The organism is Butyrivibrio sp. CB08 (genome assembly GCF_003625485.1).
In the GTDB taxonomy this organism is placed as follows: domain Bacteria; phylum Bacillota; class Clostridia; order Lachnospirales; family Lachnospiraceae; genus Butyrivibrio.
Window position 1 is genome coordinate 136,840 of the sequence record NZ_RAIR01000001.1, and the last position, 15,585, is coordinate 152,424.

Sequence of the window (15,585 nt, forward strand, 5' to 3'; positions counted from 1 at the left end):
TTTTCTGAAAATGTTTTCCTTAAATATTGACCAATGGTCATTTGTGTGATATACCATAATAAGAAAATGACCAACAGTCAATAATAAATTTTGAATTAGCAGAGCCTAATTGAAATAAATTATCAGAATTGCGCACAAAACGCTTGGATTCTGAAGGAGGAATGGTATGAAGAAACTTTCACATCTGATTGTTAGCCTGAGATATGTGATCCTGATCGCTGCGATCGCATTACTTATTCCATCTGCAATTGGCTACTTCAACACGAGAGTTAACTACGATATCCTTACATATCTGCCTAAGGACATCGAGACAATGCAGGGACAGGATATTTTGCTGGACCAGTTTGGAACAGGAGCATTTGTCCTTTATGTGGCAGAGGGCATGGAGGAAAAAGATGTTTCAGATTTAAAGGCCCAGATTGAAAAAGTGGATCACGTAGCTGACGTGCTGTGGTACGACTCGGTAATGGACATCAGTATCCCAATGGAGATGATGCCAGATGAGGTTTATGAGGCCTTTAACAGCGACGACTCCACAATGATGTTTGTCATATTTGACGATGGGACTTCAGCTGATGGAACCATGGATGCCATTGAGGAGATCAGAAAGATCTCCAACAAGCAGTGTTTCATGAGTGGAATGAGCGCCATTGTTACAGATACCAAGAATCTGGCTATGAAAGAAACACCTATCTACGTAGGTATCGCAGTACTTCTTGCGGTAATTGTTCTTTCGCTGACAATGGATTCTTACCTTATCCCATTGTTCTTCCTTCTTAGTATAGGAATGACCATCGTCTACAACATGGGAACCAACGTGTTTAAGGGAGAAATCTCTTTTATCACCCAGTCACTTAGTGCGGTACTTCAGCTGGGAGTTACGCTGGACTACTCCATTTTCCTGTGGCACAGCTATCAGGAGGAGCTTGATAAGAACAGCGACAAGAAGGATGCCATGGCAAATGCCATATCCGCAACCTTCCAGTCAGTAATTGGAAGCTCAATCACAACAATTGCCGGTTTCGTGGCTCTTTGCTTTATGAGCTTTACTCTGGGCCTTGACCTTGGAGTTGTTATGGCAAAGGGAGTTATCTTCGGTGTTATCGGATGTGTAACGATCCTTCCAAGCATGATCCTTGTATTTGACGGGATGATCGAGAAGACCAAGCACAAACCACTTATGCCAGAGTTTGTAAAGCTTCCTAAGTTTATTTCAAAGTATTACATAGCCTTCTTTGCAGTGTTCCTTGCTCTTTTAGGCCCTGCGATCTACGGCAACAACCACACAACTGTGTACTATGACCTGACCCAGACACTTCCGGATTTCCTTGAGAGCGTTCAGGGCGCCAACAAGGTTGATGAGGAGTTCGACATGAACTCAGCCTACATGCTTCTTGTGGACAAGAATCTGGACACAGCATCAATGACACAGATGATAGAGCAGTTAAAAGAGACTGATGGAATAATCTCAGTTCTTGGCACAGACTCGATCCTTGGACCTGCTTTCCCAAGAGAGTTCATTCCGGAAGATCTTATGTCTGACCTTGAAAGTGATGAATGGAAGATGGTTCTTTTGACCACTGATTACAAGATAGCTTCAGACGAGATCAACAACCAGATCGCAGCTGTAGACAGTATCGTAAAGAGCTATGATCCAAAGGCTATGGTAGTTGGTGAGGCGCCATGTACCAAGGATCTGATAAATATTACAGATCACGACTTCAAGGTTGTAAACTTTGTTTCTATCGGCCTTGTTTTCCTGATCATCGCCTTTGTACTTAAGTCGATCTCCCTTCCATTTATCCTGGTTGCGGTCATCGAGTTTGCAATCTTCGTAAACATGGGACTTCCTTACTACACAGGAACGGTTATTCCATTCATTTCTTCAGTAGTAATCGGAACCATCCAGCTTGGAGCAACAGTTGACTATGCGATCCTTATGACAACAAGGTACTTGAATGAGAGAAGAGAGGGCCACAGCAAGAAGGAAGCTACGCTGATAGCTCTTTCTACCAGCATGAAGTCAGTAATTGTCAGTGCGCTCAGCTTCTTTGCAGCAACCTTCGGTGTTGGACTTATCTCCAGCATCGACATGATCGGATCTTTGTGCATGCTTATGGCAAGGGGAGCAATCATCAGCATGTTCACAGTTCTTTTGATCCTGCCAGCAATGTATATGCTCTTTGATGGCCTGATCATGAGGACCACATTTGGAATGAAGACAGTTAAAACGGAAGATGGTCACCACGTTGGCCTGATCCACAGACATAAAGTAGCTTGAAACGAGGAGGGATGAAAAATGATCAGAAAGAATCTTATTAAATCACTTTCAGTAATTATGGCCGCAATGCTGGCAATGATGACAGTTGCCTGCGGACAGAACACGGTAGATACAAATGAGACAGCAATTACAATGGCCGCTGAAGAAGAGGCAGGCACAGATACTCTTGCAAATACCATGGTCAGCGCTTCAAACATAGCTTCAGCAGAGTCATCTGCAGACAAGGTTGAGACAGTTTATGTTACAGCTGATGCCAACGGCGCAGTAAACGATGTCATCGTAAGTGAGTGGCTCAAAAACGCCGCATCATCCGCAGCTCTTGATGATTCTACTGAGCTTAAGAATATCGTAAACGTCAAGGGCGGTGAGACCTTCAAGGACAACGGCGACGGAACCCTTACATGGGACGCTGAGGGCTCAGACATCTACTATCAGGGAACTACAGACAAGCAGCTTCCTGTAACCATGAAGATCACATATACTCTCGATGGAAAAGAGATCTCTCCTGAGGAACTTGCTGGCAAGAGCGGAAAGGTAACCATTAAGTTTGAGTATGAGAACAACGACAAGCAGACCGTTGAAGTTAATGGTAAAGAGGTTGAGGTTTACACACCATTTGCCATGGTTTCAGGCATGATGCTTGATGCAGATAAGTTTTCAAATGTAGAGATCTCCAATGGTAAGGTAATTTCAGATGGTGGAAAGACCATCGTTATGGGTGTTGCACTTCCTGGACTTAAGGAGAGCCTTGATATCTCTGAGGATAAGTGGGATAAGCTCGATGACGCAGATGAGATCAAGGACAGACTTTCAAACTCCTTCGAGATCACAGCAGACACAACAGACTTTGAGCTTGGAATGACCATCACAATGGCAAGCTCAGATATCCTCTCAGATTTTGGCATGACTGATCTGTCCGGTTCTGATAAGCTTGATGATCTTAAGGACGACATGGAAGAGCTTAACGACGGAGCAAACAAGCTTGTTGACGGCGCTGGAAAGCTCAAGGATGGCACTACAGATCTTACAGATGGAACCAAAAAGCTCTACGACGGTGCAACAGAGCTTAAGGATGGAACTCAGAAGCTCTATGATGGAACAGGCTCTCTCGTTGATGGAACAGGCAAGCTTGCCAGCGGTGCAGGAACTCTTTCTGATGGAATCAACAAGTATACAGACGGTGTTTCCAAGGTTAAGGACGGAGCTGTTAAGCTCTCTGATGGTACCAAGCAGGTTAAGGCTGGAACAGCAGCACTTAAGAAGGGAATGGAAGATGGCAATCTTCAGGGCGGTACACAGGCTCTTGCCAATGGAGCACAGGGACTTAGCGAAGGCGCTGGTCAATTTGTGCAGGCTCTTACTGCCAAGAAAGCAGAAGCTCAGTATCAGGCAGATTGCTATACAAACATCAAGAACTGGCTTGGATCAAAGGGAGCATATCCTTTATCAGTTCCCGCTGCTCCACAGGACATAGACATAGATGGTAATACAACATTTTTAACATGCCTTGGAACAGTAACAGGCGGAAATTATACAAGCATTGAAGCAGCTAATGCTTTTATGAATCAGGTTAAACAGTCAAGCCAGGTGCTTGCTGCTATCAGCACTGATCCTGCAACAACAACCACTACTCAGACTGTTGTAACTACAATGTCTGCAGAGGATCTTTTCTCAGGACTTACAACTGATGAGGATGAGGAAGCATATTCTGAAACAACAGAGACACCAATTCCTTCAGGAGATGACAATGTTCTTTCTGTTACAACAGAAACAATTCCTAATCCTGACAAGGACGAGGAAGGTGAAAAAGAGGTTACTGAGCCAGAAGTAACAGTTCCAGTAACTGAAAACAATAACGGCAAGACAGACGAAACTGTTGTTGAGCCGGAAAAGAAGGATACAACTGAGGAAAAGAAGGCTGAAGAGGGACAGGGAACACCTGAAAATACCGATGAGGTTAAGAGGCAGGTTACACTAACTCTTGAGGACGACGATGAGGATGAAGATGATGACGTTACTCTGAATTCTACAAAGAATATGATCGTAACCAAGAAGATCCTTAATTCAACACCTGCATTCACCCCTACTCAGATCAAAGGCGCAGTAACATGCATCGAGGGATATAACCAGATGCTTGGCACTGCTGCAGCTCTTGAAGGCGCAGCAACATCTTCAGTGACAATGATCGACAGCATGCTGCTTCCAAATGTTACTTCCATCAAAAATGGAGCAGATAAGCTTGCTGCAGGAGCTGGCCAATTCAAGTCTGGTGTCCTTAAGGTCTACGAGGGAGCACTTGCTCTTGATAAAGGTGTAAGTGATCTTAGCGATGGCGCATCACAGCTGGCAGATGGCACAAGAGAACTTACTGAAAACAGTGGCAAACTCAGGGACGGAGCTTCAGAGCTTGCAGATGGTGCGGTTCAGCTCAACGACGGAGCTATTGAACTTAGAGATGGCGCTGGTAAGCTCAATGATGGTACTGGTGAGCTTAAAGATGGAACCAAGGAGCTCTATGACGGTTCTGTTGAGCTTGACGATGGCGTAAAACAGCTCTTTGATGGAATCACCAAGTTTGACGATGAGGGCATCAAGAAGATCTACGAGGCGTTTGACGGAGACCTTTCAGACTTCACTGACAGACTTCAGGCTATTCAGGAAGCAGGCAGCAGCTATAAGACTTTCAGTGGTTCAAGCGATGATGTGGACAGCAGTGTTAAGTTCATTATCAAGACAGACAGTATCAAGAACCTCTAAATTAATAATTATTCGAAAATGAGCTAATTTTAGTACTGCCAATTTAGAAAAACTTAAGAATTTTCGGGCTCTTGCCTCGTTGTTTTATGTTTTTGAAAACGCTACAATGAGTATAAATATACACGTTGTAGCGTTTTTTTATGTGCGAGGTGCTGAAAATGAAGGGAAAATTCTATCAGTCGGTCAAAGGTAAGATCCTGATGATGGGTGCACTTGGAATCATAGCTGCGCTTATTATTGGAATAGTTGGAGTTACATCAATTAACAGAAATGGACAGATCAGTGAGGTTGTTTCACTGGTCAATGAGATAAACGTGCTCCAGGCCCAGAATCTGGCCAATGATGCGCTTTATCAGTACTATGTTGACGAGACATATCTCAATGCCTCTCTTAATAACCTGGATGCTATGCTTGAGAAGGCTAATCAGCTTAAAAAGAAGACTGGTCCTGCTTATCAGTCTTCCGTTGATTCCATCATAACTAACGTTGAACAGAATATCTCCAATTTCAACGAGATCAAGAGCATCAACTCCAACAGAGGATATGATTCTTCGATTGGAAAGTACCAGCAGTTCCTTGATGCCAGCGCAGAGCTTTCTGAGAGCTTCAAGGTTCTTGTAAATAACAACGACTGGATCGAGATTCACTGGATAGACGCTGTGTTTGGCGAAGGTGGAACTCAGGTCACTGTTGACGGAAAAGACTACACCATGATGGTTTATGATTATGCGCTTCCTGAAGCAGGAAAACGTAATAACCAGATCTTCCGTGTGGGTGGTACCTTTACTTACAAGGGCGATTACTATATCAAGAATATCAAGCTCAAGAACGGATCAGATGTACTTCCATTTGATCTTTCTGTTATAGAGCTTTCAGAAATGTCCGGAGATGGCCTTGCGGGTGCTGAGATAGCAGACTTTGGCGGAGATAAGGCCATTAAGGTTACGGGTAAATACGACGCTTCTCACAATTCCTGGGAAGAAGTATCAACAACCCTTAACGTTGTAGATCTGGATATGGATAAATATCCTGTCCTTGAATATGAGCTGTATCTTGATAATTCTGTTATCACACCCGGTGATCAGTACAAGTACGGCGGCGCTATCTCTGGCGTATACGGCTTTGCTTCACACCTTGATGACCTGGATGCCATGATGGCTACATACAGTAAACTTGTAGTAGAGGGAAAAGATGTTTCAGCAAACCTTGCGGAGATTGAAGCCCTTTTTACAGAGATAGAAGAAAACATACCAAAATATACAACAGATCCATCTCTGGCAGAAAACTCACTGGCACTCCTTGCAGCCAAGAGAGCCATATTTGATGAGATCAAGACAATAGATGGCAATACCCTTGCTCTAAAAGCTAATAATCAGGAGATAAACACAGCTCTTAGTGATCTGTGCGCAAGTGTTCAGAACCAGGCTGTGGATGAAATGAGTGCTGTAAGAAACAGCGTTACAGTCATTATCATCATCGTTCTTATTGCCAGCATTGTAGTTCTTTTACTTATCCTTGCCAGAATCAGTATTGGAATCAACAAGAGTGTTAAGTCCTTCCAGTCTGCGATTGAAGAGATTGCTTCAGGTAAGATCTCGACCAGAGCGGATGAATCAGGAAAGGACGAGTTTGCTTCCTTTGCAAGTTCTCTTAACGGATTCCTTGATACCCTGGAGGGCACAATGGACAAGGTTAAGAACATGAGTAATGTTCTTGCAGATACCGGTGTGAACCTTGAGGAGAGCGCAATAAAGACCAAGCAGGTAGCGGGAGAGATCAGCGAGACAATTGAGGAGATCTCCAAGGGCGCAGGCGAGCAGGCCAAGGATATCGAGACCTCTTCACAGAAGATTGTTGATATCAGAAGCAACATCCAGCAGATCCTGGATAGTGTTGCAGACCTTTCAGACAGATCTGAGAATATGAGTTCCGACGGAAAAGAAGCTAACGTCAATATGAACAATCTGACAAGATCCAGCGATTCCACTACGGAAGCCTTTGGCAAGATCGTCGATCAGGTTCGCAAGACTGATGAATCCGTAGGAAAGATCCAGGATGCTGTTACACTTATCGCTTCTGTTGCTGACCAGATCAACCTCCTTTCACTCAATGCTTCTATTGAGGCAGCAAGAGCCGGAGAAGCTGGTAAGGGCTTTGCGGTAGTTGCCAGTGAGATCTCAACTCTGGCGGATCAGACCAACGAATCTACCAAGATAATCGAGGGCATCATCCACAATCTGTCAGAGGAGTCCAACAAGACTGTAGAGACCATCAATGAAGTGACAGAGCTTATTCAAAACCAGAAGAGTGATATTGATGCAACAAGCAATATCTTTGAAAGTGTCAGCACAGGAATTGACTTCACCAAGAGCTCAGTTGTTGAGGTTCTTGACCAGGCTCAGTCCTGTGACAGCTATGGAGAAGCTGTGGTAGACCTTATGACTAACCTTTCAGCTATCTCTCAGGAGAACGCAGCTTCTGCTGAGACAACATCTACATCCATGAGTGAGCTCAACAAAGAGACTTCAAGACTTGCAGATACTTCTGCAGAACTTAAGAACTTTGCAGACGAGCTCAAGGAGGATCTGGAGTTCTTCAGATAAACAGGCTTATATCTTACAAGGAGGTACCAGAAAATGGTGCCTCCTGTTTTTTTACCAGATGTTAACCAAAGAAAACGTTTTCTTTAACTGCCTGATATGTTATGATGAAGCAGGAAAGAGAAATACACGCGTTTTTGGGAGGACAGGATAGTGGATATTTTTGGGAAAAGAGCTATAGCAGGCCTTTTGTTAGCGGCTATGCTGACGGGCTGTGGAAAAAGCGCAGTAAGCGAAGAACAGGCAGAGCCTGAAAGCAGCGAAGCGGCTGAAACGCAGCAGACAGACCTTCCTGTTAATGTCCTTGACGACAACTACAGGACAACCTACGAGATCTTCGTCTATTCCTTCTATGACAGCGATGGGGATGGAATCGGAGACCTTAACGGTGTTACTAAGAAGCTGGACTACATCAATGACGGCGATGATTCCACTGATACAGACCTTGGCTGCAACGAGATATGGCTAATGCCCATAAGTCCTTCAACGACCTACCACAAGTACGACGTGACAGACTACAAGGACATTGACCCTGAGTATGGAACCCTGGAGGACTTTGATAATCTGGTAAAAGAGTGCCATGACAGGGGCGTTAATGTGATCATAGATACAGTGTTCAATCACTCTTCAAGCCAGCATCCATGGTTTAAAGAGGCGACAGATTACCTGAAAGAGCACCCTGGACTTGAGTTTGGCGGCTCCGAGGATACAGGAGACACTGAGGCAGCAGGCGGAGCAGTCCCAGAGCAGGCGCTATCAGAATGTCCTTATCTTGACTACTATCATTTTTCAAACACCAAAGAGGCTGGCTATGAGCCAGTTTCAGATACAGACTACTTTTACGAAGCCCGCTTCTGGTCAGAGATGCCAGACCTTAATCTGGATAGCGATGCGCTGAGACAGGAGCTTTCAGATATCACGCATTTCTGGACTGGCAGAGGCGTAGACGGATTCAGGCTTGATGCAACAACCTACTATTACACCGGGGATGACCAGAAGAACATTGAGTTTTTAAAGTGGCTTAAAGAGGATAACCCAGACGCCTACTTTGTTGGCGAAGCCTGGGCCAACGCTGCGACCTATCAGAAGTACTATGAGAGCGGCATAGACAGCTTTTTTGACTTTGAATATGCAGGAAGTGAGGGCATCATCGCATCCATCGTAAGAGGAAACAGCCCTGCTTCAAGATTTGCAGAGGCACTGGAAAACACCGAGAAGACCCTTCAGGGAAGATCCGAAAGCGCTGTAAATGCGCCATTTTACACCAACCACGACATGGCAAGGTCTGCGGGCTACTACACTGGAAGTGGCGGACAGGACAAGATCAAGCTATCCTACGGCCTTAGTCTTATCATGGGCGGTAACTCTTTTATCTACTACGGCGAAGAGCTTGGAATGAAGGGCTCTGGCAAGGATGAAAATAAGAGAGCTCCCATGTACTGGAGTACTACTGACCTTCAGGGCATGTGCAAGGGCCCTAAGAACATGGACAGCTTCAAGATGAAGTATCCTGCCCTTGATGAGCAGACAAAAGACCCCTATTCAATATATAATTATTTCAAAGCTGTTATCAGGCTAAGGAACGCTTATCCTGTGGTAGCAAGAGGAACTACTACAGCGGTAAAAGAGCTGTCAAACAAGGAAATCTGTGCCTTCACAAGGTCAGTATCTCCTGAGCAGGCAGGTGATTATTTTGGACCATCATCACTTCTGTTTATCATAAACGCATCACCAGATGAGCAGACAGTGGACCTTGGTCTTAGCGAAACTGCCAAAGAGTACACGGCTCTTTCATACCAGATAAACACTACTGAAGCTGTCAGCACCTTAACCGATAACACACTGACCATGGCACCATATGGCATAGCAGTCCTCACCAGATAGGAGGATACTTATGACATTTGATAATTACATTTTTGATCTATATGGCACCCTTATCGATATCCACACAGACGAGGAACTCCCTGGTCTGTGGCAGGATATGGCTGCCTATCTCGAATATCAGTTTAAAGCCAGCTATAGCGCCAAAGAGCTTAGGAAGCGCTATCTTGAGATCTGCGCCGAAGAGGAGCAGATGCTAAAAGAGTGGCTTTCAAAGAATGCCCATATCAAAACCAAATATCCTGAGATCAGGATCTCCTGGGTCTGGACCAGGCTCATCGCTGAGAAGATCGGCCAGTACAGCGGAGGGAAGGAAAAAAGCCCATCCTCTTACCTGCCTCACAAATACGATGAGGAAGAATACATAACTCCTCAGATGCAGGCAATCTGTACATACTTTAGAAACACTTCAAGGGACAAGCTTATTAAGTATTCGGGAGTGGATCACACCTTAAGGGAGCTTCAAAGGCACGGGAAGAAGATATTTCTTTTGTCCAATGCCCAGAAGGCCTTTACGGTAAAAGAGCTGATGGCCTGCGATCTGTTTGAATTCTTTAATGGCATATTTATCTCATCTGACAGGATGGTGAAAAAACCAGAGCCTGCATTTATGGATGGTCTTGTGTCCAAATTTGGCCTTGATAAGTCAAAATGTGTTATGATAGGTAACGACATTACAAGTGATGTTGGGGTGGCAGCAGCAAGTGGAATAAGGAGTATTTTCCTTAATACCTATGACGTCACTGACAGTCAGATAAATGACAGCATCAAAAAGCTCAATATCAAAAATAAAGATCTGTATCCGGTGATAATCCAGGATGGAAGTATTGAAAAGATATTGAGTCTGTAGATGTGGAAACGGGTAAGCTGATCAGTCATGAAATATTTTTTGGAATATATCAGGCAGACACTGAGGTTTGTGCTAAAACCCTTGTCTTTTGCGCCTGCAATAGTGATGATGTGTCTGATATTTATGTTTTCATCCCAGGATGCTGATGAGAGCAGCGCCCTCAGCTATGAGGTGGGAGTAAAGGTCCTGACATACGCCAATGAAACATTGGATAAGGGCTGGAGTATGCAATATATTGAGCATCTCTCTGAGGTGGGCCAGCATTATATCAGGAAGACAGCGCATTTTACAGAATACTTTCTTCTTGCAGTTTCTGTGGCATTTCCCCTTTATGTATACGGTGTAAGAGGCCTGTGGCTTGTGTTTTCTGCAGGTATCTTTTGTGTGGGCTTTGCCTGTCTTGATGAATACCACCAGTCTTTTGTGGCGGGGAGGACTCCTCAGAAAAAAGATGTTATTATAGATGCCATAGGAATCTTTTTTGGAATAATCATCACAAGAATCGTTGGATGGACCGGGCGTATGACCATTTTCAGACCGCTGTCCAATCACAACAAGAAAAGGCGTGGTTGACGCATTTGCAACCATCAGTTGACAAATTTCCAAGACGACTTTATAGATTGCAACTGTTATTTTTCGTAATCTGAGTTCACAGAAAACAAAAACTGAAAACGAAAATAACGGAGGAAAACAAAATGATACTTGCAGACAAAATTATTAACGAGAGAAAAAAGCTTGGATGGTCACAGGAAGAGCTTGCAGATAAACTTGATGTTTCAAGACAGTCTGTTTCTAAATGGGAAAGTGCTCAGTCAACACCGGATCTTGGCCGCATACTTAAGATGGCAGAACTCTTTGGAGTGACCACAGACTACTTATTAAAGGATGAGATTGAAGAAGTTTCTACATCTGTTATTGTACAGGACAGCGGAGAGTCTGCTGGAGGAAGCCGCAGATTTGTAAGCATGGAAGAGTCATCAACCTACCTTAATGTAGTAGAAAAGACTACTCCAAACATTGCTAACGCAGTTTCAATGTGCATCCTTTCACCAGCACTTCTTATTGCACTTGCAGGTCTTTCATCAACCAGATTTGTTTCTGAAATGGTTGCAGTAGGAGTGGGAATCACAGTACTTCTTCTCATGGTGGCTGTGGCTGTATTTATGTTCATCTTAAACGGCAGATACCTTGAGCCCTACGAGTTTCTTGAGAGCGTAGACATCGACACAGCCTATGGTGTAGATGGAATGGTCAAGGAAAAGAAGGCCAGATTTGAAAAGAAACACACGTTATTTATCGCCATTGGAGTAGTTTTATGCATTCTTTCAGCTCTTCCACTTATTGTCACAAGCCTCTTTGTTTCTACTACACGTAATGGCGCCATCATCACAGCGATGGTTGCAGTTCTTCTTATAATGGTAGCAGTTGGAGTAAACATGATCATCAGAGTCAGCAGCATTATGGGCTCTTACAACAAGCTCCTTCAGGAGGGCGATTACAATACAGAGGGCAAAAGAGCTAACAAGACCGTAAGCAGAGTTGCAGGAATCTACTGGCCAGTAGTACTTGCAGGATACCTTGCATGGAGCTTTATCACAAATGGATGGGCTGTGACATGGATCGTTTGGCCTATCGCAGCAGTGCTCTTTGGAGCAGTTGCAGCAATTGCCAGGTCTTTCTCCAGAGAATAATGCAAAAATATTGTTGACATACATTTTTAGATGTGTTATTGTACTTGAGTATTTGAAAACCAAGCAGAGTATCCACTCTCACCCTGCGGCACAGCCAGTAGCGGTTAATATCTTTTCAAATCCAGCACAATAAGTGCGGATTCTGACTATGATTTTTTAGTGGATACATTTGCGGATGTATCCACTTTTTTTCAGGAGGATAAAACCATTAGCGAGTTATTTATTAACGATCAGATTAGAGCTAAAGAGGTTCGTGTAATCGGCATTGATGGCGAGCAGCTGGGTGTTATGGCCCTTGCAGATGCCAGAAAGATTGCTGATGATGAGGGCGTTGATCTTGTAATGATCGCCCCAACTGCCAAGCCACCTGTTTGCAGGGTTGTTGACTATGGCAAGTTCAAGTATGAGCAGCTCCGCAAGGAGAAAGAGGCTCGTAAGAAACAGAAGACTGTTGAGATCAAGGAGATCAGACTTTCACCTAACATTGACACCAACGACCTTAACACTAAGGTTAATGCTGCCAAGAAGTTCCTTGAGAAAGGCAACAGAGTTAAGATCACACTTCGTTTCCGCGGCCGTGAGATGGCTCATATGGGAGCAAGCGTTCACATCCTTACAGATTTTGCCCAGGCTCTTTCAGACGTTGCAGTTATTGAGAAACAGCCTAAGGTTGAGGGACGTAGTATGACAATGTTCCTTACTGAGAAAAAGAATTAAGTAAAAAATTTTTTGCAAAGATATAGGAGGATTTAGTTATGCAGCAAAAGATGAAAACAAAGAGATCCGCTGCCAAGAGATTTAAGGTAACTGGCACAGGCAAGCTCATGAGAAACAAAGCGTACAAGCGCCACATCTTAACAAAGAAGTCCACAAAGAGAAAGAGAAATCTTCGTCATGCAGGACTTGTTGACGCTACAAATGTAAAGACAATGAAGCAGATCCTTCCTTACGCTTAATGTTAGATACTGGTAGCGAAGAGAAGATTTTTGATTAGTAATAGGAGGAATTTAAGATGGCAAGAGTTAAAGGCGCATTAAATGCCAAGAAGAAGCACAATAGAGTATTAAAGCTCGCTAAGGGCTATAGAGGAGCTAGATCCAAGCAGTACAGAGTTGCTAAGCAGTCAGTTATGAGAGCACTCACATCTGCATTCGCTGGACGTAAGCAGAAGAAGAGAGATATGAGATCTCTTTGGATCACACGTATCAACGCAGCAGCTCGTATCAATGGTCTTTCATACAGCAACATGATGCATGGTCTTAAGCTTGCAGGCGTAGACATCAACAGAAAGATGCTTGCAGAGATGGCTGTAAATGATCCTGATGGATTCAAGACACTTGCAGAGCTCGCAAAAGAGAAGATCGCATAAATTAAAAATTGGAAACTATAGTTGTAAAAATAGTTTTTTGATAGTAAAATGTAGGAGTCTTAAGTAATTAAGACTCCTTATTTTTATGTAATTTTGGGGAGAGACCCATTTAATAAATTGGAGGTGCCAAAATGGCTTTTGAAAATCTTCAGCCCAAAGAGGTATTTCATTTTTTCGAGGAGATATGCAATATTCCACACGGTTCAGGGAATCTGCAAAAGATCAGTGACTACTTAGTCTCTTTTGCCAAAGAAAGAGGCATTGAGGTAAGGCAGGACGAAGAGCTCAACGTTATCATGAAAGCTCCTGCAAGCGCTGGTTACGAGGATAGAGAGCCTGTTATCCTCCAGGGACACATGGATATGGTTGCTGTTAAGGAAGACAGCTCAGACATAGATATGGTCACAGATGGTCTTAGAGTTAAGACTGATGGAGAGTTTGTATGGGCTGACGGAACAAGCCTTGGTGGTGATGATGGTATCGCAGTTGCATACTGCCTGGCACTTCTTGATTCCAAGGATATTCCACATCCTCCACTTGAAGTTGTTATCACAACCAATGAAGAGACTGGAATGTTTGGAGCTACAGCTATCGATCTTTCAGATCTTAAGGGCAAGAAGCTCATCAACATAGACAACGAGGAAGAGGGAGCATTTATCGTAAGCTGCGCTGGTGGCGCCAGGGTTTGCTCAAAGCTTCCTGTAAAGAGACAGGCTGGTAGCGGCAAACGCTACAAGGTTGAGGTTTCAGGCCTTAAGGGTGGCCATTCTGGAGAGATGATAAAGTGCGGCAGAGGAAATGCCAATATCATCCTTGCAAGGACACTTATGGAGGCATTGGACAGTGCAAAGTTTAACCTTGAGACCATGGAGGGCGGCGTTGCAGATAACGCCATTCCTAATGTTTCCTTTGCAGTAGTTACAATGGACGGCTCTGAGGCAGACAAGTTCAAAGCTTCTGTAGCAGCAACTCTTTCTGATATCAGAGGTGAGCTTGAGGTCAAGGATCCTGGACTTAATATCGAAGTAAAAGAGCTGGGAGATAGTACAGCACCTGTTATCACAGCTGAGGATACATTCAAGGCTCTTTCCATGATCTGCATGATGCCAGACGGCGTTCAGGCTATGAGTTCCAGCGTTGAAGGCCTTGTAGAGACATCACTTAACCTGGGTGTTCTTAAAACAACAGATGATATGGTTGAAACTGACCAGTCAGTCAGAAGCTCAGTTGAGTCCTCCAAGGACTACCTTATCAGGAAGGTAAAAATGGTTTCAACAGGACTTGGCGCAGAGGTTTCAGTTAGTGGTTCATACCCTGGATGGAAGTACAGACAGCAGTCAGAGCTTCGTGACCACATGGTGGCTGTCTACAAGAAGATGTACGGCGTAGAGCCAAGAGTTGAGGCTATCCACGCAGGACTTGAGTGCGGAATCCTCAGCAAGAAGATAGATGATCTTGACTGCATCTCAATCGGACCAGACATGCAGGACATTCATTCAACAAAAGAAAAGTTATCAGTAAAATCGGTATCAAACGTTTGGGATTATCTCAAAGAAGTGCTTAAGTAATAGACTATAAGGGGGATACAATGGAAAATTTAAGACAGAGCATAATGGAGTCTGTGATCAATCAGTTTAATCAGAAGGGAATGAAGTTCACCATGGACGACATTTCCAAGGAACTCCACATCAGTAAAAAGACAATCTACAAGGAATTTGACGACAAGGACGAGCTCTTTTTCGCAACTGTTGATTACGGCTTCACAGCCATTAAGCAGAAGGAAGCAGAAGTTCTTAAGGACGACTCTCTGGATATCGTAGAGAAGCTCACAAGACTTATCGTCTGTCTTCCAGACAACTATCGCAACATCGATTTCAGAATGGCTTATCAGCTCAAGGACAAATATCCTTTGGTTTACAGTAAGCTCGCATCAAGGATTGAGAGCGACTGGGAAGAGACAGAGAAGCTTTTAAAGCAGGCCATGGATGAGGGCAAACTCAAAAAGATGCCAATTCCTGTAGTTAAGCTCACTATCGAGGGTGCCATTGAGAAGTTCCTTGGATCAGAGGAGCTTTCCAAGACCAACGTAAGCTATGAAGAGGCTTTAAATGGCATGATCGACATTATCATCAATGGACTTAGGGTTTGACCTGATC

The 15,585-nt window shown here is 44.0% G+C and carries 12 protein-coding genes; all 12 read left to right on the top strand.

Annotated elements, in window-relative coordinates; all coding sequences use genetic code 11:
• Nucleotides 1–166 precede the first annotated feature (166 nt).
• Nucleotides 167–2,281, top strand: a complete 2,115-nt coding sequence (locus D6855_RS00685) for an efflux RND transporter permease subunit (RefSeq protein WP_120737011.1) — start codon at nt 167–169, stop codon at nt 2,279–2,281.
• An 18-nt stretch (nt 2,282–2,299) separates the two neighbouring features.
• A complete protein-coding gene (locus D6855_RS00690) occupies nt 2,300–5,038 on the top strand; it encodes a hypothetical protein (protein WP_120737013.1) in 2,739 nt (912 codons plus the stop codon).
• 158 nt (nt 5,039–5,196) lie between these two features.
• Complete coding sequence (locus D6855_RS00695; protein ID WP_158589433.1) at nt 5,197–7,641, top strand: methyl-accepting chemotaxis protein; 2,445 nt, start codon at nt 5,197–5,199, stop codon at nt 7,639–7,641.
• Nucleotides 7,642–7,791: 150 nt separating this feature from the next.
• Nucleotides 7,792–9,522, top strand: a complete 1,731-nt coding sequence (locus D6855_RS00700) for an alpha-amylase family glycosyl hydrolase (protein ID WP_243111752.1) — start codon at nt 7,792–7,794, stop codon at nt 9,520–9,522.
• Nucleotides 9,523–9,532: 10 nt separating this feature from the next.
• The gene (locus D6855_RS00705; protein ID WP_120737017.1) at nt 9,533–10,369 is read left to right on the top strand and encodes an HAD family hydrolase; all 837 of its coding nucleotides are present in this window, start codon (nt 9,533–9,535) and stop codon (nt 10,367–10,369) included.
• A 105-nt stretch (nt 10,370–10,474) separates the two neighbouring features.
• Nucleotides 10,475–10,942: a VanZ family protein gene (locus D6855_RS00710; RefSeq protein WP_334295388.1), complete on the top strand. Its 468-nt coding sequence runs from the start codon at nt 10,475–10,477 to the stop codon at nt 10,940–10,942.
• A gap of 122 nt (nt 10,943–11,064) precedes the next feature.
• Nucleotides 11,065–12,060 carry a helix-turn-helix domain-containing protein gene (locus D6855_RS00715; RefSeq protein WP_120737021.1) on the top strand — a complete coding sequence of 332 codons (996 nt, stop codon included), beginning with the start codon at nt 11,065–11,067 and terminating at the stop codon, nt 12,058–12,060.
• Nucleotides 12,061–12,267: 207 nt separating this feature from the next.
• A complete protein-coding gene (infC, locus tag D6855_RS00720; RefSeq protein ID WP_243111792.1) occupies nt 12,268–12,777 on the top strand; it encodes a translation initiation factor IF-3 in 510 nt (169 codons plus the stop codon).
• Between the two features lie 38 nt (nt 12,778–12,815).
• Nucleotides 12,816–13,016 (top strand): 50S ribosomal protein L35, encoded by a 201-nt coding sequence (rpmI, locus tag D6855_RS00725; RefSeq protein ID WP_120737023.1) that lies wholly within the window; start codon nt 12,816–12,818, stop codon nt 13,014–13,016.
• Nucleotides 13,017–13,072: 56 nt separating this feature from the next.
• Nucleotides 13,073–13,429, top strand: coding sequence for a 50S ribosomal protein L20 (gene rplT, locus D6855_RS00730; protein WP_120737025.1), 357 nt, complete (start codon nt 13,073–13,075; stop codon nt 13,427–13,429).
• 131 nt (nt 13,430–13,560) lie between these two features.
• Nucleotides 13,561–14,997: an aminoacyl-histidine dipeptidase gene (locus D6855_RS00735; RefSeq protein ID WP_120737027.1), complete on the top strand. Its 1,437-nt coding sequence runs from the start codon at nt 13,561–13,563 to the stop codon at nt 14,995–14,997.
• Between the two features lie 20 nt (nt 14,998–15,017).
• A complete protein-coding gene (locus tag D6855_RS00740; protein WP_120737029.1) occupies nt 15,018–15,578 on the top strand; it encodes a TetR/AcrR family transcriptional regulator in 561 nt (186 codons plus the stop codon).
• The last annotated feature ends 7 nt before the right edge of the window (nt 15,579–15,585 follow it).